This window comes from Pseudomonas sp. LBUM920, assembly GCF_003852315.1.
GTDB lineage: Bacteria > Pseudomonadota > Gammaproteobacteria > Pseudomonadales > Pseudomonadaceae > Aquipseudomonas.
In genome coordinates this window covers 3,765,357-3,784,845 of sequence record NZ_CP027762.1, presented here as the reverse complement: position 1 = coordinate 3,784,845, position 19,489 = coordinate 3,765,357, and the positions used below count along the sequence as shown (strand labels likewise).

The following is a 19,489-nucleotide window of genomic DNA, read 5'->3' as shown; positions in this document are numbered from 1 at the left end:
TTATCGCACAGCACGGCCACCGGATAATGCGCGCCATGTCTACTTCTTGAAGCGCAGGTGATGTATGCAGGCAAGTTCGATCGAGGGTGTGGCTCAGGCCACGCCGAAGAAAAACCTTCTACGGCTGTTGTTGTTGCCATTGGTGATATTGGCGGGCATGGGCCTGTCGGTGGAGGCTGGTTTGCTCGGGCCGCTGGGCGTACAGGTAGGCCACTTGTGGGCGACCTTGAGCATCTTCGGCGTGGGCACGGCGATCCTGTTTCTGCTGTTGCTGTTCAGCGGCCCGCAAAAAGGCCCGGCGCTGACCGACCTGCCACGCTGGCAGTTGATCGGCGGCTTCCTGGGGCCGATGTATGTGGTGGTGTTGACGTTGGCCACGCCGCATATCGGTATCGCCATGACCATGATCGCGATCCTCTCGGGCCAGGTGGGCAAGAGTGTGTTGATCGACCATTTCGGCTGGTTTGGCACGGCGCGCAAGCGGGTCAATGGTGAGCGCTGGATTGCGTTGGCGCTGATTGTGGCGGCACTTGTTCTGATTGCACGAGGGTAAGGCGATGAATCTGATTCTGTTGTTGGTACTGGTGATTGCCGCCGGTGCGGTACTGAGTGTGCAAGCGGCCATTAACGGCCGCCTGGGCCAGGCAGTGGGCGTATTGCGCAGCAGCTTGCTGACCTTTGCGGTGGGCGCAATCACCACGGCGCTGTTGATTTTCTTTTTCGAGCCGGCCCAGGCCGTCAGCTTGCTCGAGGTGCCCAAGTGGCAACTGACCGGCGCGCTGTTCGGCGTGGTGTACATGATGGTGATGGTCGGCGCGGTGCCCATCGTCGGCACGGCGGTGGCAACGGTGGCGGTGATCGTCGGGCAGTTGGGCATGGGCATGCTGATCGACAACTTCGGCTGGCTGGGTAACCCGGCGATCGAACTGTCGGGCAGCCGTATCGTGGCGATGCTCTGTCTGGCGCTGGCGCTGGTGTTCATGTACCGCAGCAATACCCGTCAGGCCGATTAATGGGCTGAACCTTGCTGCGTTGCCGGGAGTCATTGCTTAAGGTGCTGCGTTCGCAGCACTTGGACGACCATGAAAAGGAGTCTGACCATGCCAGATAAAACCTGTGCTTGCCCACACTGCAAATGTGTACTGGGCGCCGACGCGGTAATGAAGGACGGTAAAGGCTATTGCTGCCAAGGCTGTGCCGAGCACCATGCCCATGGTGAGCCGTGTATGGCGCCAACGGGCTGTGAGTGCGCCAAGTCGGCTCACGGCTAAGCGTGTTGGCGGGAGGCCGGGTGTTACCGGCCTCTTTTCAGTGGGGTTTGAGTTCGAACCTGACGCTGTGGTCGGCCAGGCGCTGACGGCCTTTGACCACCGCGCTGATCCGCCGCCCCTGGAGCGCAAACACCACGGTTTGCGCCGCGTGCAGATCATCCGGCAGCGGCTGGAACACCCGCAGCACGGTGCGCTCCGGTGTGCGCTGAACACTCACCTGGCACTCGGCATGCTTGGCCATCGGCCCGAATAAGGTGTCCTGGGTGTAGTCGATGCGCGCCTTGCCATTGACCGGTTCTGATCCGTCCATTGTTAGAGCTCCCTACTCTCAAGGTGTAAGCAAGTGATCGTTGCGGGCAGTAAAAATTCACTCGGATTGTGGGGCGCCGGTCATTACCATGGCGGCTCACCCTTGATGATGTGTAGCCCATGGCCCTGGCCGCGCCCCCCGACCTCAGTGATCACGCCGTGCCCGTGCAACCCCTGGCGCGCACCTACCCGCGTGGGTTGTACGTCGAGCCCCACAGCCACGACTGGGGCCAGTTGCTCTACGCCATGAGCGGCGTGATGTGGGTCGAAACGCCTCGCGAAGCGCTGGTTGTGCCGCCCCAGCGCGCGGTGTGGCTGCCGCCGGGCGTGGAACATGGCATCCGCGTGGTCTCGGACCTGCAGATGCGCAATATCTACCTGCGCCCGGCCCTGGCGGCGACGCTGGACAGCCAGGTGCAGGTGATTGAAGTCGGCGGGCTGTTGCGCGAGCTGATCGTCACCTTGGTCGACCAGGGCGACAACGGCGATACGGCCTACTACGACGCCGTCGTCGGCCTGGCCCTGCTGGAATTGCAGCGGGCCCGTCGTTCGCAGATCCGCATCGCCATGCCGGTGGGCGCCGACCGTCGCTTGATCAACGCCTGCCAGGCGGTGATGGCGGCGCCGTCGCTGGAGGTCCCGTTCGAGCAACACGCCGAGGCCGCCGGTGCCAGCGTGCGCACCCTGGCGCGGCTGTTCCAGAACCACCTGGGCATGGGCTTTGCCGAATGGCGCCGCCAGGTGCAACTGGCCACGGCGGTGGCCGAGTTGATCCAGGGCCAGTCGGTGAGTGGCATTGCGCGGTCTCTGGGCTATTCGCCCAGCAGCTTCAGCGACATGTTCCGGCGTGAACTTGGCGTGGCGCCGTCGCACTACACAGGTTGAGGGTTTGGCCGAAATCCTGAAGCACTTGGCCGATGCTTCAGGCAGGCGCTCACTACACTGAGCGCATCAACCTACAAGGCGCCGTCCTCATGAACTACCTGCTTTCCCTCGCCATCGGCCTGTTTGTCGGCGTGATCTACGGCGCCTTGGACTTCCGCTCACCCGCGCCGCCCGCCATTGCCCTGGTGGGCCTGATGGGCATGTTGCTTGGCGAGAAACTCTGGCCCATGGGGCGCGAGTGGGTCAGCGGTTGGTTGTCCTGATTCCCTTTTTCCCTTCGATGGATATTGGCCATGAAAGCACTGCAATTTTCCGCCACCGGCGACCTTGCCGCCCTGAGTTTCGTTGACGTCGCCAAGCCGGTGCCGGCTGCCGGTGAAGTACTGGTGCAAATCAAGGCTGCCGGCCTGAACCCCAGCGACGTCAAGAACGTGCTCGGTCGTTTCCCATACACCACATTGCCGCGTATTCCCGGCCGGGATTTTGCCGGGGTTGTGGTCGAGGGGCCGCAGGCACTGGTCGGTCAAGAGGTGTGGGGCACCGGGCGCGACCTCGGTTTTTTCGCCGATGGTTCCCACGCTCAATACCTCACCGTGTCGGCCAAGGGTGTGGCGCATAAGCCAACGCATTTGAGTTTTGCCCAGGCCGCCAGCCTCGGTGTGCCGTACACCACCGCATGGGATGCGCTGGAGCGCAGCGGTGTGGTTAAAGGCACGCGGTTGTTGGTGATTGGCGCCAATGGCGCCGTGGGCAGCGCGGCCTTGGCATTGGCGAAAATCCGGGGTGCGCAGGTATTGGCGGCGGTGCGCAAGGCTGATCAGGTCGAGGTGCTGCAGGCTCAAGGGTTTGAGGCAATTACGCTGGGCAAGCCGGAAGAGTTGGGCGCGCAGGTTAATGTCGTGTTCAAGGGCGGCGCGGATGTAATCTTCGACACCACCGGTTTCTGGTTGCCGGCGTCTGTTGCCGGTTTGGCGCCGTTCGGCCGTATTGCAATTATCGCCGCGCCGGTGGATGGGCATGTGCAACTGCCGGCCCTGGCGCTGTATCGCAAAGGCGGTTCGGTGGTGGGGATCAACTCGTTGCTCTACAACTGCGAGCAGTGCGCGGTGATGCTGGAGCAGTTCGGGCGCTTCTTTGATGAGGGGGCGTTGCCGTTGCCCACTGGCTTGCGCGAAGTGGCGTTGGCGGATGGCGTGCAGTGCTACGAAGAAGTGAACACGGGCAGTGCGGACAAGATCATCTTTGTGCCTTAACTCACTCGCCAATGTGGGCGCTGGCTTGCCTGGGATGGCATCACCTTGGTTTGAGTACATATCCGTTGCTGCGGTAACGGCCGCTTATGGTTCCGCTCTTACAGCGGGTCACTTTTGGCAAACGCCCCAAAAGTAACCAAAAGGTCTTTGCCCCACCACTCGGTGCCTCGCCTAGGCTCGGCATGCCCTCACTCCGGCTTGAATCCGTGGGCCGCCGTGACGGGCCATCCATGACCCAACACGGCTAACCCGGCGTCCTGCCGGGTTACCCACGGATTCAAGCCTGCGTTCGGCCAGCGTGGTTGACGGGGCCTGTCAGATCAAAGTCAAAAGCAGATCAAGATCAAGAGCAGAGCACGGCGGCCTGGTAGCCGACCTGAGTGGTTGAAGCAAAAGCAGGGCAAAAACAGGGCAAAGGCAGAGCAAAGGCAGAGCAAAGGCAGAGCAAAGGCAGAGCAAAGGCAGAGCTGTTTTTCTGTGGGAGCTGGCTTGCCTGCGATGCAGACACTTCGGTACATCAGGCATAACCAGTTGATGCCATCGCAGGCAAGCCAGCTCCCACCTTTGACCGAGTACACACATCTACCTGATGTACTGAGCTCAAAAATGTGGGAGCGGGCTTGCTCGCGAATGCGGTGGGTCAGTTACTAATTAGCTGACTGACACACCGCCATCGGGGGCAAGCCCCCTCCCACAACTCAACCGAGTTCAGTTTCCAACATCAGGTCGGCTGTCAGGCCGCCTCGTCTTTGCTTTTGATCTAACCACTCAGGTCGGCTACTAGGCCGCCGTGCTGTAGACCTTGATCTTGATTTTGATCTTAGGCGCCCCGTTAAACCACGCTGGCCGAACGCAGGTTTTGGAGCGGGGGTAAACCGGCAGGACGCCGGTTTAGCCGCGCTGGGCCATGGATGGCCCATCGCGGCGGCCCCCGCTCCAAAGCCTGCGTGAGGGCACACCGAAGCGTGAGCGAGGTGCCGAGTGGTGGGGCAAGAGCCCTTTTGGTTACTTTTGGGGCTCTTTTCCAAAAGTGACCCGCTGTAAGAGCGGAACCCATATCCGCCATCACCCAAACAACGGATATGTACCCAGCGGCCCCCGCAACCCCCACAGAACTAAATTCGTAAAAAAGATGTGTAGAAACCTATGCCGCGACAGCGGTGAGTCAGCCAACAATTTTTACCTGATAGGCCGCCATCGCGGGCAAGCCCGCTCCCACATTTTGATCCTCATTGGGCTTCAGGAGGCGCGCTCGATCAGACGTTTCCCACAAGGGTTTCAGGTTGTCGCTCGGAAGGGCGCTGACTAACCTCACTGCCGTCGCTGCCCATTCAGCGGCCGGATTTGACCGTCCGATTAATTGAAGTACTGCTACGGCAAAAACCTATTTCAGGTGTTTTTTTTACGCCTGAGGTATCGTGTTGCGGTGGCTGTACGCGGGATACCTTCGGGTATGCCGGATTTCCTTTGATTGCCGGTCGGTCAACCCGCGTACAGCTGCCTCCCTCTTTGCTTGACCGCGAATGTTGGCAGCTCCACTCAATCTTAGGATCTTGACCATGATCAAAGACAGCCCAAATCCCCCAGGCCAACCAGACTTCGATACCAGCACCCTGCACGAAGTGGCCTACCGCGCGATCAACCACTACCTCAACCCCGCAAAACCCATCCCCGAAGCTGCCGACGGACTCTTCACCGTGCGCGCCGATCTGGGCACGGAAACCTTGCTGGTCAATGCTTCCCAGGATTTGGCGTCCATCAGCGAGATTGCTAACCATATGGCGTTTGAAATCGAAGGGTCGCAACGTAATGTCGCGCTGGGCATCTGCCGGATGCTGGAAGGGGTGCAGCTGTTGGTGGATAAGGCGCTGAATGTGGCCCATCCGACGGCATAACGATTGTTAACACGGTCGAAAAAATGTGGGAGCTGGCTTGCCTGCGATGGCGACGCATCAGTCAACCACTCTCGGACTGACAGATCGCTATCGCGGGCAAGCCCGCTCCCACAGTTTGATTTGTATCAGGCGTCGGGGACGCCTTTTTCCCAGGCGGACCAGTTCTTGAGAATCGCCTGTACCAGCGGATTGCCCGTGCGATACAGGTTTTCCAACGCCGGCACAAACCCGCCTTGGTCGGCATATTTCAGCAGGTTGTCCACTTCGCTGTAGCCAGGGTACGGCCGGTCGAAATCGGACCCGGCACGCACCACGGCCAGGCGCTGGATATCCACCAACCCTTCGCGGCTGGCGCGCAGCAGGGCTTCATAGGTGGAGTTGTCTTCCTGCTGAGTGGTGCAGTACTCGCCTTTGTTGTCGGTGAGCAGCTTGGTCCAGACTTCGGCGCGCTCGCTCAGACGTGTACCGGAGAACCAGGTGTTGCCCGCCACGGTGTCACACTGGGTCACTTGCGGCGGCTGATTGGCCGGGGCCGCCGGGTAGTGTTTGCGCCAGGCGGTGGATTCCTTGCTTTCGCTCAACTCAACCTTGTGCGACAGGGCAAATGCCTTGGCTTGCAGCTTGGGGTTGAGCTCAAACACTTCGGTTTTGTAGTCCAGCGGCGGTTTCTCGTTCGGGCCTTTGGTGTTGATGCCGATGTAACCGGTCGGCCAGCCTTTAGGCGCATCGCGCGAGTCGATTTCCCACTGGGTGCCGAACTCCACCAGGTAATGCGCCCAGGCGGCGGTGCCGATGGTGCCGTGTTTGGGGCTGATGCCGGCAATCCCGGCAATCAGGAAATAGCTCTGGCGCAGGTCGAACTTGGGCGACAAGGCCAATGCCAGGGTGGAGGCGGCGGCGTTGGTTTGGCCCATGCCGGTGACCAGCAGGCACACGTCCTGGGTGTTGCAGCGGATCACCGGGTATTCGGCGGACAGGCCGGGCACGCGCACTTCCTGCTTGAGTTCCAGGCGATCGATCCAGGTTTGCGCCTCGGGGGCAAACATGGTGATCAGCATCACTTTGGGCTTGATCGGCGCGGTGTCCGCCAGCACCACATGGGGCAACACAGCCAGGCCGACGGCCAGCGAAAGACGGGTTAATGCGTTCATCTAATACTCCTTGATCAGAATTGGTAGCCGACACCGGCGTAGTAGCCCCAGCCATCCGAGCGGGCGCGGAAGTTGCCTTCGCCAAAATTCAGCTCGCTGCCGTCCTCCCAGTTGCCGCCGTTGTGAAAGTAACGGCCGACCAGGGTGAAACGCAGGTGGGTAAACGAGTACAGCAGCACGTTGGTGGCCACCACCGAATTGGCGGTGCGTGCCGGGTTGTCCTTGTGCAGGTCCGAGCCGAAGTCGTAGTTGGTGAAGCCGATGTAGGTCAGCGACGCGCCGTTGTCGAACTTGCTGATGGGCACGATGTACTTCATTTGCGCACGGTAGCCATCCCACTGGTATTCATTGCTCGCGCCATAGTTTTCCCACTGGTAACGCCCATAGAAGTTGGCCGACAGGTTGACCCGCGAGTGCGTGTCGATGTCGGTGCCCAGGCCGCTGTACAGGGTGTTGGCGCGGTTCGACTTGTTGCTGCCGTGGTCGTAGATCCAGTCAAACGCCACGTACCATTCCTTGAACGGCCCGATGGCCAGGCTGCGACCGGCCAGGTAGTCGATGGAGATGCGCGGTTCGTGCTCCATGAACACCGGCGAGCCATGGTCCCATGCGCCTTTGTCATTACTGTTACCGATACCGAGAATTTTCGGCACGTCGATATAGCCATACAACTCGAACGGGCCCTTGCGACCGAAGTACTCGTATTCCAGGTACACGTCATCCTGCGGTTTGGGGCCGAAGCTGATGTCTTTGCTGCCGATCAGTGTCAGGTCCTGGTTGAACCATTCCGACAGGTACGCGCCTTTTTTCGTCGGGCTGGCTTCAGGGGCCAGGGTTTCGCCCTGTGCTGAGTCATCGGCGGGTTTTTCCTGCGCCAAAATGGGTGCGCTGAGTACTCCCGTAACGGCGGCCAGTAGCAAGGAAACACCAAAGGAAGCAGGACGCCTTGAGGTGGGGTGCATGGAAAATCCCTATTCGTACGCGGTTTGACCCGATTCCTCGGGCAAAGGAGAACTTGCCTACCAAGTTCGTTCCGCAAACGTTTGCACAGGCTGTACCAACTTTGCTCAATGGCTTGAATAAAATGGAGAAAAGCAGAATTAGTCGACGCTTTGATCAAAAATGACTGGGTGTCATTTTCTCGATCCGGTTAAACAAATGCATCGCCGTCTCCCGTCGATACTCGCTCGGCGTCTGGTTCATCTCGATCCGAAAATGCCGGTTGAAGTTGGACAGGTTGGCGTAGCCCACTTCAAAACAGATATCCGCCACCGACATGTCGCTTTGCAGCAACAGCCGGCAGGCGCGCTGTACGCGAAACTTGCGCATCAGGTCGATAAAACCGTGGCCGGTGTTGCGTTTGAAAAACCGCGAGAAGCCCGGCTCGCTCATGTCCAGCTGTTGCGCGATGACGGACAAACGCAGGTCGCCGGTCAGTTCCCTCATCAGGTAATCGAAGGCCTTGTTGATGCGCTCGGCGCTGCGTGCGTCCAGGGTGGGGGCGTAGCAGGGGCTGGCCAGCGCCTGCACGTTTGCCACCGGGGCGTTTTTCAGGGTGTCGAGCAGTTGCAGGAACAGGATCAGCCGTTGCAGGCCATGGGCGCTGCCGATGTCTTCGAGCAAGCGCGCGGCGTGCACGGCGGTGTCGCCGCTGAATTGCAGGCCGCGCCGGGCGTGTTCGAACAGCGGTTGCAGGTCGCCGAGTTCCGGCAGGGTTTTGCGCAGGGCGAGGAGGGCGGCGCCGTCGAATTGCAGCACCACGTCGCGCCCGGTCAGGTATTCGCCGGGGGCCAGGTCGCCGATCCAGTCGTGGGGCAAGTCCGGACCGATCAGCGCGACATGCCCGGCACTGAACGCGCCGATGTAGTCGCCGGCCACCAACTTGCCGCTGCCCTGGCGGATCAGGTGAATTTCGAACTCGGGGTGGTGGTTCCAGCGCGCCAGGTCATAGGGGTAGTCGTGTTCGAACCAGCGAAAACACTGGTCCGGCTCGGGCAGGATGACTTCGAGTTCGGCGGGGCGGTGCTCGAACAGTTTGGCGCGGCTGATGGGCATGGTGATGCCTCTTTTACGGCTGGAATCCCAGCAAAATACCCGCGTTGGCAGCGGCTGCGCTACCCCCGGTTTCGCTCGGCACTGATACTTTTTTGATCTGCGAGACTGGGTTAAAAAAGTATCAGTGGCGCATTCGCCATTCGTTTGTGAGGGCTTGGCCAAGCTGTTGTAATCGGCGCTCGACAACAAAAACAACAGGTGGATACCGCCATGTCAAAGCTCCCGCAAGCGCTTTTCCTGCTGTCCGGCCTGGCCTTGGCCCTGCCCAGCTATGCCGCCGACACCGTCACCATCGCCACCGTCAACAACAGCGACATGATCCGCATGCAACGGCTGTCCAAGGTCTTTGAGGCCCAGCACCCGGACATCAAGCTCAACTGGGTGGTACTGGAAGAAAACGTGCTGCGCCAGCGCCTCACCACCGATATCGCCACCCAGGGCGGCCAGTTCGACGTGCTGACCATCGGCACCTACGAGACGCCGTTATGGGGCGCCAAGCACTGGCTGGAACCCCTGACCCAACTGCCGGCCGACTACGACGCCGAGGATATTTTCCCATCGGTGCGCCAGGGCCTGTCGGTCGATAACACCCTGTACGCCTTGCCGTTCTATGGCGAAAGTACGGTCACCTACTACCGCACCGACCTGTTCAAGCAAGCCGGGCTGAGCATGCCCGCGCATCCCACCTGGACCCAGCTGGGTGAGTTCGCCGCCAAACTCACGGCCAAAGACAAAGACCAATACGGCATGTGCCTGCGCGGCAAGGCCGGCTGGGGCGAGAACATCGCGCTGCTGAGCACCATGGCCAACGCCTTTGGCGCACGCTGGTTCGACGAACAGTGGAAGCCGGAACTGACCAGCCCCGAGTGGACCGCCGCCGCCAACTATTACGTCAACACCCTGAAGAACTACGGCCCGCCTGGTGTTTCCAGCAATGGCTTCAATGAAACCCTGGCGCTGTTCAACAGCGGCAAGTGCGCGATCTGGGTCGACGCCAGCGTCGCCGGCTCCTTTACCACCGACAAGAGCCAGAGCAAGGTCGCCGACGACGTAGGTTTTGCTGCGGCCCCCACCGAAGTCACCGACAAAGGCTCTTCCTGGCTCTACGCCTGGTCCCTGGCGATTCCGGCGACCTCCAAGCACAAAGACGCCGCCAAGGCCTTCATCACCTGGGCAACGTCCAAGGATTACATCCAACTGGTCGCCGATAAGGAAGGCATCACCAACGTACCGCCGGGCACCCGCCAGTCCACCTACAGCGAGGCTTACCTGAAGGCCGCGCCGTTTGCCCAGGTGACCCTGGAAATGATGAAGCACGCCGACCCCGCGCACCCCTCGGCCAAGCCGGTGCCGTACGTGGGCATTCAGTACGTGACCATTCCGGAATTCCAGGCCATCGGCACCTCGGTCGGCAAGCTGTTTTCGGCGGCGCTGACCGGCGGCATGACGGTTGACCAGGCGCTGCTCGAAGCTCAGTCCACCACCGAGCGCGGGATGAAACGCGCCGGCTACCCGAAATAATTTCTACAGGACAGCCCCATGAAACGACTCGAAGGTAAGAGCGCGCTGATCACCGGATCGGCGCGCGGCATCGGTCGCGCCTTTGCCCAGGCGTATATCGCCGAAGGCGCTACGGTAGCCATCGCCGACATCAACCTGCAACGCGCCCTGGCCACCGCCGCAGAGCTGGGCCCACAGGCGTATGCCGTCGCGATGGACGTCACCGACCAGGCCTCCATCGACGCCGCGATTGCCGCCGTGGTGGCCCATGCCGGCAAGCTCGACATCCTGATCAACAACGCCGCGCTGTTTGACCTGGCGCCCATCGTCGACATTACCCGCGACAGCTATGAGCGCCTGTTCTCGATCAACGTCGCCGGCACGCTGTTCACCCTGCAGGCCGCCGCCCGTCAGATGATCAGCCAGGGCCACGGCGGCAAGATTATCAACATGGCCAGCCAGGCCGGGCGGCGGGGCGAGCCGTTGGTGGCGATCTATTGTGCGACCAAGGCGGCGGTGATCAGCCTCACGCAATCGGCGGGGCTGAACCTGATCAAGCAGGGCATCAACGTCAACGCCATTGCCCCAGGCGTGGTGGACGGCGAGCATTGGGATGGCGTGGACGCGCTGTTTGCCCAGCATGAAGGGTTGGCGCCGGGCGAGAAGAAGAAGCGGGTAGGGGCCGAAGTGCCGTTCGGGCGCATGGGCACGGCAGAGGATTTGACCGGGATGGCTATCTTCCTGGCTTCCAAAGAGGCCGACTATGTAGTCGCCCAAACCTATAACGTCGATGGCGGCAACTGGATGAACTAGCGCCTTGCACCAATCAAAAATGTGGGAGCGGGCTTGCTCGCGAATGCGGTGGGTCAGCTAATCCATCCGGTGACTGACACACTGCTTTCGCGAGCAAGCCCGCTCCCACATTTGATCTTCATTGTTGGTGATATCGAGTCAGTCAGCAAAACTGCGATCAAAAAAATACACTTCCCCAGGCTTCAGGTTCTCCACCGTCGCCTGGGGCCTGCCGCCTTCGCCATTCTTCTTGCGCCCCGTCTCACGCAAATACCCTGCCTCAGTCAGCTTCAACAAACGCTGGCGAATACTGGTCTTCAACACCGGCCGCGCCAGCACCAGCGAGAAGATCGTGGTCGCTTGCGGCGCGCTAAATTCGTTGCCCAAAAACATCAACGGCAAGTTGCTGTACAGCGACTTGGACAACAGCCGCTCCTGCACGGCGGCGACGATCAGGTTGTGATCGAACGGCAGCTTGATACTGCCGTCGGCCACTGCATTCAGCGAAAACCAGGCCTGATGCTCACCCAACGCCACGTCATCGGCCACGATCGCCAGGTAGTAGGTGGACGACGACCAGCAGCGCGGGTCGCGAAACGCATCGCCCACCGTGCCGACTTGCTCGCTCCAGGCCAGATCAAAGCCGACCTTGTCACTGGCCCGCAAGCGCTCCACGGCGTCCTTGAGGCTCAGATCTTGCACGCCGCCGTTGACCACCACGCCCGGTAACGCCCAATGCCCGGCAAACGGCTCGGCTTCGCGCTTGTTCAGCAGCAGCTTCAATTCCCCGGAGGCGCGGCAGTAGAACAACACGCACAGGTCGACGGTGTGGAGGTAGGCGCTAAGGGGCATGTGACATCCTTCTGAACAGCGGTGGGGCACAGTCTAACGGATCGAACAGCGATGTCATGTACTTGCTCCAGGATAGATAACTAAATGTTTCTTGCAATGAAAGTACATGACGTGTACTTTTGTTTTCAGGCCACCGGAGAATCACCATGACCCTCGTGAAAACTGCCATTGCTTCATTCGACGTCGACGCCCAGAAGAGCTTCACGCCGCTGTGCCCCGACGAATTGCCGGTGGTGGGCGGTGACCAGATCGGTGCCGAACTCAACTACATGGCCAGCCTCGCCGGCCACCGTATCGGCAGCAAAGACGCGCACACCCCGCACGCCCCATGGGTGGTCACCCAACACAGTGAGATGCTGCAACCCACCGGGCTGGCCCACGCCGATGTCACCTGGGTCAGCCACTGTGTGCCGGGCACCGAGGGTTTTACGCTGCTGGACGAATTGCCCACGCCGTATGACTACGACTACTTCATCTGGAAAGGCGTCGAGCCCGATCTGCACCCCTACGGCGCCTGCTACCACGACCTGCACGACAAGCTGTCGACCGGCGTCATCGAATATTTGAACGCCCAAGGCGTGCGCCGCGTGATCGTCGGTGGCCTGGCCCTGGATTACTGCGTCAAGACCACCGCGTTGCAACTGCTCAAGGCTGGCCTGGAGGTGGTCGTGCACTTGCCGGCCTGCCGAGGTATCAGCGAGGAGGGCGGCGTACAGGCGGTGAATGAGTTGCTCAAGGCCGGTGCTGTCATCAGCAGCACCCGCGAAGAACTGGCCGCGATGGCCACGCGCTAAGGAGAAACACCATGGAAAGTGCCTACGACTACGAATCCCCGGTAATCCAGGGCTTGCTCGACACCGACTACTACACCTTCACCATGATGCAGGCCGTGTTGCACCAGCACCCGAATGTCGACGTGGAATACAACTTCATCGTCCGCGCCAAGGAAAAGCTCGGTCACCTGATTCCGCAATTGCGCGACGAGCTGGAGAAACTCGCCGGCCTGCAGATGCGCGAAGGCGAACTGCGTTTTCTGTTCAACCCACGCTTTCGCGAATACCTGACCCCCGATTACGAGCGCTTCCTGGGCCTGTTCCGCTTCAACCTGCGCTACATCCACGTCAGCGAAGTCGATGGCCAACTGAACATCCGCGTGGTCGGGCCGATGCTGCACTGCATCATGTTCGAACAGCCGGTGCTGGCGTTGGTCAGCGAATTGCGCAACCGCGACAAATACCCCGACGTGACCCTGGAAGACGTCACCCGCAAGCTCTACCAGAAGTTCGACTGGCTGGAGAAAAACCTCAGCCGCGACGAACTGGCCGACCTGCGCGTCTCGGACTTTTCCACACGTCGGCGCCTGTCGTTCAAGGCCCAGCGCGAAGTGGTGGACATCATGCGCCGCGACTTCCCCGGGCAGTTCATCGGCACCAGCAACGCGCACCTGGCCTACGAATTCGACCTGCCGCTGATCGGCACCATGGCCCACCAATGGCTGATGGTGCACCAGCAACTGGGGCGCCTGCGCGAGAGCCAGAACGCCGCATTGGAAAACTGGGTGCGCGAATACCGCGGTCGCCTCGGCATCGCCTTGACCGACTGCATCAGCACCGATTTTTTCCTCAAGGATTTCGACCTGTACTTCGCCAAGCTCTACGACGGCCTGCGTCAGGACTCCGGTGATCCCATCGTCTGGGCCGACAAAGTCCTGGCGCGCTATAAGCAGCTGGGCATCGACCCGATGACCAAGGACCTGATGTTCTCCGACGGCCTGAATTTCGAAAAATGCCTGCCGATCCTGCGCCACATCCGTGGCAAGGCCAGGTTCGGTTTCGGCATGGGCACCAGCTTGGCCTGCGATGTCGAGGGTGTGGAGCCGTTGAGCATCGTGATGAAACTGGTGCGTGTGCACGGTGAGCCGGTGGTGAAGTTTTCCGATGACCCGATCAAGAACGTCTGTGAAGACGCCTCGTTTTTACAGTACGCGGCGAAGGTGTTTTCTGTGGGATGGGGCTTGCTCCCGAAGGCGGTGGCTCAGCCATGAAGGTGTTGACTGACACGCCGTCTTCGCGGGCAAGCCCGCTCCCACAGGTCAATCCACGTGATATAGAGAGGTGTGATATGCAAACTCAGGCACGTATCGCCCAAGAACTGAACATCAACCGCGCGCTCGTCAAGGGCGGCGAGCCGCAGGAGATTCAGCGACGCATCGATTTCATCAAAAGCACCTTGCGTAGCTCCGGTTGCAAGGCGCTGGTGCTGGGCATCAGCGGCGGTGTCGATTCCCTGACGGCGGGGCGCCTGTGTCAAATGGCCGTGGAGCAACTGCGTGCCGAAGACTACGTCGCGCGTTTTATCGCCATGCGCCTGCCGTACAAAACCCAGGCCGATGAAAGCGACGCCCAGGCCTCCTTGGATTTCATCAAGCCGGATCACATCGACACCCTGAACATCGCCGCCAGCGTCGACGGCCTGATGGCCAGCCTCACCGCGACCGAAGCCAGCGCCGCGCATGTGGATTTCATCAAAGGCAACGTCAAGGCGCGCACACGAATGATCGCGCAGTACGCCGTGGCCAACTTGCACAGCGGCCTGGTGGTCGGCACCGACCATGGCGCCGAAGCGTTGATGGGCTTCTTCACCAAGTTCGGCGACGGCGCCTGCGACCTGGCACCGCTGTCGGGCCTGACCAAAACCCAGGTTCGGCTGTTGGCTACGGCCCTCGACGCTCCCGCGAATCTGGTGCACAAACACCCGACCGCCGACCTCGAAGAATTGGCGCCGGGCAAGCTGGATGAGCATGCCTATGGCTGCTCTTATGCAGAGATCGACGCGTACCTGATGGGCGAGCCAGTGAGTGAGCGGGTGCGGGCGATTGTTGAAGGCGCCTACGGCAAGACAGCGCACAAGCGAGCACTGCCGATTGCCCCGTGATCGTTCCCACGCGTGGGAACGATCATCAGCGCTCGATCGAGCGACTCCACCGCGCGTTCCACTCCGGCCGCGCCTGATTCACCTGGTCCCAATCAATCGAAATCGCCGTCTGCAAGTAACCCTGCATGGCCTCCACCCGCGCGCGGGTTTTATCGGTGGTCGGCGTGGTCGGGTTCGACGGGATCTGGTCACCTTCCTCCAACGCCGGCGCCTGGGCTTGCGCGGTCAGCAGGAAAGCTGCGAGTTTCTGCGCCAATTCCGGCTGGTCGTTACGCGCGATCACGCACTCGGCCACGTTCAGCACCACGGCGCCTTCCTTGGGTTGCGCATATTCCATCGGGATGCCCAGCAGTTTCTGTGTGGTCACCTGGGTCGGCGTCAGAGGGAAGATTGCAGCCTCGTCGGTTTGCACCATCTCGGAAATCTTCGCCGAGCTGGCGATGTATTCCAGCACGTTGGGGCCGATGGTTTTCGGCCAGGCCTTGAAGCCCGGTTCTACGTCTGTTTCGGAGCCGCCCTGGATACGGTTGAACATCAAAAAGCCGTGCAGGCCGAAGGTGGAGGAGGCCAGGGACTGGAACACCACCTTGTCTTTGAAGCGTGGGTCGGCCAGGTCCATCCACGAAGTGGGCGCGGCCCAGCCTTTTTCCTTGAACATCTTGGCGTTGTAGCCAAGGCCGGTGACGCCCAGGGTTACCGCCACGGCTTCGTCCTTGATTTTGGCCTTGGCCGGGATCTGGTCCAGGGGCGCGCTCGGTGCAAGTTTGTCGCACAGGCCCATGGAGATGGCGCGGTACATGATGCCGTCGTCGAGGAACATCACGTGCATTTGCGGGTTGTCTTTGTTGGCCTGGACCTTGGCGAGGATGTCCGACGAGGTGCCGGGCACGATCACCACCTTGACGTTATTGGCCTTCTCGAATGCGGGCAGCACCTTGTCGGCGTACACCCGCTCCATGGTGCCGCCGTTCATGCCCAGGTACAGCGTGGGCGCGGCATGCGCGGTGGAGGCGAGCAACGCGAGGGACAAGCAGGACAGCGCGATACGTGTGTGCATGGGGGTTTTTCCTCTCAGGCTTGGAAACGACGGATGGAAAACGCTTCGATGGGTTGCCGGCTGGCCCCGCTGCAGACGATCTCTGCCAGGGCTTCACCGACCGCAGGGCCGAGCTGGAACCCGGCGCCGGCAAAGCCGAAACCGTGAAGCAGGCCAGGCTGGGTGCTGCTGGGGCCGATCACCGGTTCGTGATCGGGTAAGTAACCTTCGGTGCCGCTCCAGGTACGTATCGCCTGGGCACCTTTGAGAAACGGGTACAACTCGCCGGCGTTGCGCAAAATCTCCAGCACCGCCGCCTGCCCCGGACGCGCCGTCAGCGGGCCAAGGGCAAAGCCCCGGCCGCCGCCAAGAATGCAATTGCCACGGGCAACCTGGCGCGCATAAATGCCGCCGCCTTCAACGCCGGTACTCACGTCCATGACCACCGGCAGCGGCTCGGTCACCAGCATCGCCGGGTGCGCCGAGGTGATCGGCACCGGTTCGCCAAATTGCGCGGCGACGGTCCCGGCCCAGGCGCCGGCGCAGTTGAGCAGCCACGGCGCTTGCAGGTGCAGGCCGTTGGCGCAGCGCACCTGAAACCGCTGGCCGTCATGTTCGATGCGCACCACTTCGGCCTGCTCGTGTACCTCAGCACCCTGGCGCTGCGCGGCGCGGGCAAAGGCGGGCGACACCAGGCGCGGGTTGGCGTGCCCGTCTTCAGGGCACAATGAAGCGCCGACCGCGATATCGCCGACCCAAGGGAATCGCGCGCGCAGTTGCGCGTGATCCAACAACTGCAAGCCCAGCCCAAAGCCTCGGGTTTGCTCGGCATAGGTGTGCAGCGCGGCAAAATCGGCATGGCTGCGCGCCAACTTCAAATGCCCGGAGCGCACGTACTCGCCGTCGATGCCGATCAGCCCCGGCAAGTCGGCCCACAACTGATGGGCGCGCTGCGACAGCGGCAATTGATGCAATGGCCGACCCTGACGGCGTACGCCTCCGTAGTTCACACCGCTTGCGTGCGAGCCGCAAAAGTCGCGCTCTACCAACGCCACGCGCTGACCTTTTTGCGCCAGCATCAAGGCCGCCGAAGCGCCGACGATGCCGCCGCCCAACACGATCACGTCGATCATGGCTGCACCTCTACGCCAAACGGCAGCGGCTTGATCGGCGCCTGGCCGCGCAGGCGCCCGACGTGTTCAATCCCGCGGCCACTGCGCTCGGCGACAATTTCCGCCGCTGCCAGCCCGCACATGCGGCCCTGGCAGCGGCCCATGCCGACGCGGCAATGGGCTTTGACCCGATTGATTTCCCAGTGGCCTTCATCCACCACCGCGCGCACCTCGCCGACGCTGACTTCTTCGCAGCGGCACAGCATCAGTTCATCCGGCGCCTGCGAGGCCCAGTGTTCGGGGAAGGGGAATGCGGTTTCCAGGCCGTGGCGAAAGCGCTGGATGCTCGCCAGTTGCTGTTCCAGGACGGCGATGCGGCGATGATCAGTGGCCATACCAGCGTCTTCCAATACCGCCAACGCGGCGCGCTCACCGGCCATCTGCGCCGCGTCGGCGCCCATGATTCCGGCGCCATCGCCTGCCAGGTACACGCCGAGGATGCTGCTGCGCCCGGCGCTGTCGCGCTCCGGCAACCAGGCTCGGTTCAAGCTGTTCCAGGCAAATTCGCAGCCGAGCAAATCCGCCAGCTGTGTCTCGCTGCGCAAGGCATGGGCGAAGGCCACGGCATCGCAGTCCAAGGTGTGCTCGCCCCAGCGAATTCCTTTAACCCGCTGTTCGCCGTCGATCTGCGTGAGCGTCGCGCCCTGGTGCACGGGAATGCCATGGGCCGTGAGCCAGGCGCGGTAATACACTCCCTTGGCCAGCGTCGCCGGTTGCCCGAGCAATGCAGGCAAGGCGCGGCATTGCGCGCTGAAGGGTGCGCTGTCGAGCACCGCGACCACCTTGGCCCCAGCCTTGGCGTATTGATACGCCACCAGGTACAGCAACGGTCCGCTGCCGCAAAACGCCACGCGCTCACCGATGGCGCAGCCTTGATACTTCAAGGCGATCTGCGCCGCGCCCAGGCTGTAGACGCCGGGCAAGGTCCAGCCGGGCACCGGCAGGATGCGGTCGGTGGCGCCCGTGGCGACGATGAGTTGCGCGTACTCGACGCTCTCGGCACGGCCGTTGTTGAGCATATCCAGGCGCCCGTCCTCGGCGTTCCACACCAGGGTTTGCGGCCGGTAGTCGATCAAAGGTGCCAGCTCATCCATGGTGCGGTGCACGGCCTCGGCCTTGCTGGCGTCAAACCCGTAAAGCTGCTTGGCCGAGCGCTGGAAGTTGGCCGGTTGGCGCCGGTAAATCTGCCCGCCGCCGCGCAGGCTTTCATCCACCAGGCACGGCGTGACGCCGTGGTCGAGCAGGGTGCGCGCGGCACTGATGCCGGCCGGCCCTGCGCCCACAATCACAATCGGCTTCATGCTTGGCGCCCCGGATCACGGCTGATCGCCTGGCCTTCTTCCAATAACGTCGCACAGGCCCGTACGCGGCGCCCATCTTCCAGCCGCACCCAGCAGTCCTGGCAGGCGCCCATCAGGCAGAACCCGGCCCGGCGTTCGGCGCTGAAATCGCTGCCCCGCAGGTGCTCGGCACAGGTCAGCACGGCGGTCAGTAACGTGTCACCGAGCAAGCCCGTAGCGGGTTGCCCATCCAGGGTGAAGGCCACAGCCGGGCGCTGGGTTTCGGCCAATCGTTTGAACAGCGCCATCAATGTTTCCCCACCAGCACGCGGTCCAGGCCGTAGACCCGGTCGAGCAGAATCATGGTTGCTGCGGTCAGCGCAATCACCAGCGCCGACACCGCCGCCATCATCGGGTCGATGGACTCGGTGGCGTACACGTACATGCGCACCGGCAGGGTTTGCGTGGCCGGCGAGCTGACGAAGATCGACAGCGTCACTTCATCGAAACTGTTGATGAACGCCAACAACCAGCCGCCGGCCACACCGGGCAGAATCATCGGCAGGGTGATTTGGCGAAACAGCGTAAAGCGGCTGGCACCCAGCGACTGCGCCGCCTGTTCGGCGCTGCGGTCAATGCCGATTGCCGCCGCCAGCACCAGGCGCAGCACGTACGGGGTGATGATCACCACGTGGGCGAGCATCAGCCAGGTGAAGCTGCCATTTACGCCCATCAGCGCAAACAAACGCAGCATCGCTACGCCCAGCACCAGGTGCGGGATGATGATTGGCGACAGGAACAACGCACTGAAAAAGTTGCGCCCCGGAAACTGATAACGGCTGATCGCCAAGGCCGCCGGTACTGCAATCAGCGTGGCCAGGGTAGCGGCGGTAAACGCCAGGATCAGGCTGTTATAGAACGCCTGGATAAAGTCGGCGCGCTCGAACACCGCGCGAAACCAGCGCAGCGAGAAGCCCGACGTCGGCAGGCTCAAGGTGTTTTCCGGGGTGAACGCCACCAGGCACACCACCACCAGCGGCGCCATCATGAACAGCACCACCACACCATGAAAGCCGAGGGCCAAAGGACCGTTTCTGGACATGC

The 19,489-nt window shown here is 61.8% G+C and carries 22 protein-coding genes; 12 read left to right on the top strand and 10 right to left on the bottom strand.

Going from position 1 to position 19,489, the window contains the following annotated elements:
- Positions 1–64 precede the first annotated feature (64 nt).
- From C4J83_RS17555 to C4J83_RS17545, 3 genes are all read left to right on the top strand, one after another.
- A complete protein-coding gene (locus C4J83_RS17555; RefSeq protein ID WP_094952967.1) occupies positions 65–553 on the top strand; it encodes a DMT family transporter in 489 nt (162 codons plus the stop codon).
- 4 nt (positions 554–557) lie between these two features.
- A complete protein-coding gene (locus C4J83_RS17550) occupies positions 558–1,013 on the top strand; it encodes a DMT family transporter (protein ID WP_106579628.1) in 456 nt (151 codons plus the stop codon).
- Positions 1,014–1,100: 87 nt separating this feature from the next.
- Positions 1,101–1,271, top strand: coding sequence for a metallothionein (locus C4J83_RS17545; RefSeq protein WP_106579629.1), 171 nt, complete (start codon positions 1,101–1,103; stop codon positions 1,269–1,271).
- Positions 1,272–1,308: 37 nt separating this feature from the next.
- Here the strand turns inward: C4J83_RS17545 and C4J83_RS17540 are convergent, their stop codons facing one another.
- Positions 1,309–1,581: a hypothetical protein gene (locus C4J83_RS17540; RefSeq protein ID WP_119736037.1), complete on the bottom strand. Its 273-nt coding sequence runs from the start codon at positions 1,579–1,581 to the stop codon at positions 1,309–1,311.
- A gap of 119 nt (positions 1,582–1,700) precedes the next feature.
- On the opposite strand from C4J83_RS17540, the gene C4J83_RS17535 reads away from it, so the two are divergent.
- From C4J83_RS17535 to C4J83_RS17510, 4 genes are all read left to right on the top strand, one after another.
- Positions 1,701–2,465 (top strand): AraC family transcriptional regulator, encoded by a 765-nt coding sequence (locus tag C4J83_RS17535; RefSeq protein WP_124417763.1) that lies wholly within the window; start codon positions 1,701–1,703, stop codon positions 2,463–2,465.
- Between the two features lie 89 nt (positions 2,466–2,554).
- A complete protein-coding gene (locus C4J83_RS17530) occupies positions 2,555–2,728 on the top strand; it encodes a DUF1427 family protein (RefSeq protein ID WP_106579632.1) in 174 nt (57 codons plus the stop codon).
- Between the two features lie 30 nt (positions 2,729–2,758).
- Positions 2,759–3,718, top strand: a complete 960-nt coding sequence (locus C4J83_RS17525) for a quinone oxidoreductase family protein (protein ID WP_124417762.1) — start codon at positions 2,759–2,761, stop codon at positions 3,716–3,718.
- A gap of 1,559 nt (positions 3,719–5,277) precedes the next feature.
- Positions 5,278–5,613, top strand: coding sequence for a DUF6124 family protein (locus C4J83_RS17510; RefSeq protein WP_124417761.1), 336 nt, complete (start codon positions 5,278–5,280; stop codon positions 5,611–5,613).
- Positions 5,614–5,738: 125 nt separating this feature from the next.
- Here the strand turns inward: C4J83_RS17510 and C4J83_RS17505 are convergent, their stop codons facing one another.
- The 3 genes from C4J83_RS17505 to C4J83_RS17495 form a co-directional block, all read right to left on the bottom strand.
- Positions 5,739–6,764 carry a purine-nucleoside phosphorylase gene (locus tag C4J83_RS17505; protein ID WP_124417760.1) on the bottom strand — a complete coding sequence of 342 codons (1,026 nt, stop codon included), beginning with the start codon at positions 6,762–6,764 and terminating at the stop codon, positions 5,739–5,741.
- Between the two features lie 14 nt (positions 6,765–6,778).
- Positions 6,779–7,726, bottom strand: a complete 948-nt coding sequence (locus tag C4J83_RS17500; RefSeq protein WP_106579636.1) for a nucleoside-specific channel-forming protein Tsx — start codon at positions 7,724–7,726, stop codon at positions 6,779–6,781.
- Positions 7,727–7,880: 154 nt separating this feature from the next.
- Positions 7,881–8,819 (bottom strand): AraC family transcriptional regulator, encoded by a 939-nt coding sequence (locus C4J83_RS17495; RefSeq protein ID WP_124417759.1) that lies wholly within the window; start codon positions 8,817–8,819, stop codon positions 7,881–7,883.
- A gap of 210 nt (positions 8,820–9,029) precedes the next feature.
- On the opposite strand from C4J83_RS17495, the gene C4J83_RS17490 reads away from it, so the two are divergent.
- Positions 9,030–10,340, top strand: a complete 1,311-nt coding sequence (locus C4J83_RS17490; RefSeq protein ID WP_124417758.1) for an ABC transporter substrate-binding protein — start codon at positions 9,030–9,032, stop codon at positions 10,338–10,340.
- A gap of 18 nt (positions 10,341–10,358) precedes the next feature.
- Positions 10,359–11,132, top strand: coding sequence for an L-iditol 2-dehydrogenase (locus C4J83_RS17485; protein ID WP_124417757.1), 774 nt, complete (start codon positions 10,359–10,361; stop codon positions 11,130–11,132).
- Positions 11,133–11,270: 138 nt separating this feature from the next.
- Here the strand turns inward: C4J83_RS17485 and C4J83_RS17480 are convergent, their stop codons facing one another.
- The gene (locus tag C4J83_RS17480) at positions 11,271–11,963 is read right to left on the bottom strand and encodes an NUDIX hydrolase (RefSeq protein ID WP_106579640.1); all 693 of its coding nucleotides are present in this window, start codon (positions 11,961–11,963) and stop codon (positions 11,271–11,273) included.
- A gap of 146 nt (positions 11,964–12,109) precedes the next feature.
- On the opposite strand from C4J83_RS17480, the gene C4J83_RS17475 reads away from it, so the two are divergent.
- The 3 genes from C4J83_RS17475 (at position 12,110) to nadE (ending at position 14,897) form a co-directional block, all read left to right on the top strand.
- A complete protein-coding gene (locus C4J83_RS17475) occupies positions 12,110–12,757 on the top strand; it encodes a nicotinamidase (RefSeq protein WP_124417756.1) in 648 nt (215 codons plus the stop codon).
- 11 nt (positions 12,758–12,768) lie between these two features.
- Positions 12,769–14,007 carry a nicotinate phosphoribosyltransferase gene (gene pncB / locus C4J83_RS17470; protein ID WP_124417755.1) on the top strand — a complete coding sequence of 413 codons (1,239 nt, stop codon included), beginning with the start codon at positions 12,769–12,771 and terminating at the stop codon, positions 14,005–14,007.
- A 77-nt stretch (positions 14,008–14,084) separates the two neighbouring features.
- Positions 14,085–14,897 (top strand): NAD(+) synthase, encoded by an 813-nt coding sequence (gene nadE, locus C4J83_RS17465; RefSeq protein ID WP_124417754.1) that lies wholly within the window; start codon positions 14,085–14,087, stop codon positions 14,895–14,897.
- Between the two features lie 25 nt (positions 14,898–14,922).
- Here the strand turns inward: nadE and C4J83_RS17460 are convergent, their stop codons facing one another.
- From C4J83_RS17460 to C4J83_RS17440, 5 genes are read right to left on the bottom strand one after another with little or no spacing between them, the layout of a single operon-like run.
- Positions 14,923–15,954, bottom strand: a complete 1,032-nt coding sequence (locus C4J83_RS17460; RefSeq protein ID WP_119736011.1) for an ABC transporter substrate-binding protein — start codon at positions 15,952–15,954, stop codon at positions 14,923–14,925.
- 14 nt (positions 15,955–15,968) lie between these two features.
- Complete coding sequence (locus tag C4J83_RS17455) at positions 15,969–17,066, bottom strand: NAD(P)/FAD-dependent oxidoreductase (protein WP_124417753.1); 1,098 nt, start codon at positions 17,064–17,066, stop codon at positions 15,969–15,971.
- Positions 17,063–18,406, bottom strand: coding sequence for an FAD/NAD(P)-dependent oxidoreductase (locus C4J83_RS17450; RefSeq protein ID WP_124417752.1), 1,344 nt, complete (start codon positions 18,404–18,406; stop codon positions 17,063–17,065). The genes C4J83_RS17455 and C4J83_RS17450 overlap by 4 nt, the downstream gene beginning before the upstream one ends.
- Positions 18,403–18,693 carry a (2Fe-2S)-binding protein gene (locus C4J83_RS17445; RefSeq protein ID WP_124417751.1) on the bottom strand — a complete coding sequence of 97 codons (291 nt, stop codon included), beginning with the start codon at positions 18,691–18,693 and terminating at the stop codon, positions 18,403–18,405. Before C4J83_RS17445 ends, C4J83_RS17450 begins: the two co-directional genes overlap by 4 nt.
- Positions 18,693–19,487, bottom strand: coding sequence for an ABC transporter permease (locus C4J83_RS17440; RefSeq protein WP_124417750.1), 795 nt, complete (start codon positions 19,485–19,487; stop codon positions 18,693–18,695). Before C4J83_RS17440 ends, C4J83_RS17445 begins: the two co-directional genes overlap by 1 nt.
- Between the last annotated feature and the right edge of the window lie 2 nt (positions 19,488–19,489).

Excerpts from the sequence above, each read along its gene's own strand:
- C4J83_RS17555 (WP_094952967.1), top strand. The coding sequence starts at position 65 with ATGCAGGCAAGTTCGATCGAGGGTGTGGCTCAGGCCACGCCGAAGAAA.
- C4J83_RS17550 (WP_106579628.1), top strand. The coding sequence starts at position 558 with ATGAATCTGATTCTGTTGTTGGTACTGGTGATTGCCGCCGGTGCGGTA.
- C4J83_RS17545 (WP_106579629.1), top strand. The coding sequence starts at position 1,101 with ATGCCAGATAAAACCTGTGCTTGCCCACACTGCAAATGTGTACTGGGC.
- C4J83_RS17540 (WP_119736037.1), bottom strand. The coding sequence starts at position 1,581 with ATGGACGGATCAGAACCGGTCAATGGCAAGGCGCGCATCGACTACACC.
- C4J83_RS17535 (WP_124417763.1), top strand. The coding sequence starts at position 1,701 with ATGGCCCTGGCCGCGCCCCCCGACCTCAGTGATCACGCCGTGCCCGTG.
- C4J83_RS17530 (WP_106579632.1), top strand. The coding sequence starts at position 2,555 with ATGAACTACCTGCTTTCCCTCGCCATCGGCCTGTTTGTCGGCGTGATC.
- C4J83_RS17525 (WP_124417762.1), top strand. The coding sequence starts at position 2,759 with ATGAAAGCACTGCAATTTTCCGCCACCGGCGACCTTGCCGCCCTGAGT.
- C4J83_RS17510 (WP_124417761.1), top strand. The coding sequence starts at position 5,278 with ATGATCAAAGACAGCCCAAATCCCCCAGGCCAACCAGACTTCGATACC.
- C4J83_RS17505 (WP_124417760.1), bottom strand. The coding sequence starts at position 6,764 with ATGAACGCATTAACCCGTCTTTCGCTGGCCGTCGGCCTGGCTGTGTTG.
- C4J83_RS17500 (WP_106579636.1), bottom strand. The coding sequence starts at position 7,726 with ATGCACCCCACCTCAAGGCGTCCTGCTTCCTTTGGTGTTTCCTTGCTA.
- C4J83_RS17495 (WP_124417759.1), bottom strand. The coding sequence starts at position 8,819 with ATGCCCATCAGCCGCGCCAAACTGTTCGAGCACCGCCCCGCCGAACTC.
- C4J83_RS17490 (WP_124417758.1), top strand. The coding sequence starts at position 9,030 with ATGTCAAAGCTCCCGCAAGCGCTTTTCCTGCTGTCCGGCCTGGCCTTG.
- C4J83_RS17485 (WP_124417757.1), top strand. The coding sequence starts at position 10,359 with ATGAAACGACTCGAAGGTAAGAGCGCGCTGATCACCGGATCGGCGCGC.
- C4J83_RS17480 (WP_106579640.1), bottom strand. The coding sequence starts at position 11,963 with ATGCCCCTTAGCGCCTACCTCCACACCGTCGACCTGTGCGTGTTGTTC.
- C4J83_RS17475 (WP_124417756.1), top strand. The coding sequence starts at position 12,110 with ATGACCCTCGTGAAAACTGCCATTGCTTCATTCGACGTCGACGCCCAG.
- pncB (WP_124417755.1), top strand. The coding sequence starts at position 12,769 with ATGGAAAGTGCCTACGACTACGAATCCCCGGTAATCCAGGGCTTGCTC.
- nadE (WP_124417754.1), top strand. The coding sequence starts at position 14,085 with ATGCAAACTCAGGCACGTATCGCCCAAGAACTGAACATCAACCGCGCG.
- C4J83_RS17460 (WP_119736011.1), bottom strand. The coding sequence starts at position 15,954 with ATGCACACACGTATCGCGCTGTCCTGCTTGTCCCTCGCGTTGCTCGCC.
- C4J83_RS17455 (WP_124417753.1), bottom strand. The coding sequence starts at position 17,066 with ATGATCGACGTGATCGTGTTGGGCGGCGGCATCGTCGGCGCTTCGGCG.
- C4J83_RS17450 (WP_124417752.1), bottom strand. The coding sequence starts at position 18,406 with ATGAAGCCGATTGTGATTGTGGGCGCAGGGCCGGCCGGCATCAGTGCC.
- C4J83_RS17445 (WP_124417751.1), bottom strand. The coding sequence starts at position 18,693 with ATGGCGCTGTTCAAACGATTGGCCGAAACCCAGCGCCCGGCTGTGGCC.
- C4J83_RS17440 (WP_124417750.1), bottom strand. The coding sequence starts at position 19,487 with ATGTCCAGAAACGGTCCTTTGGCCCTCGGCTTTCATGGTGTGGTGGTG.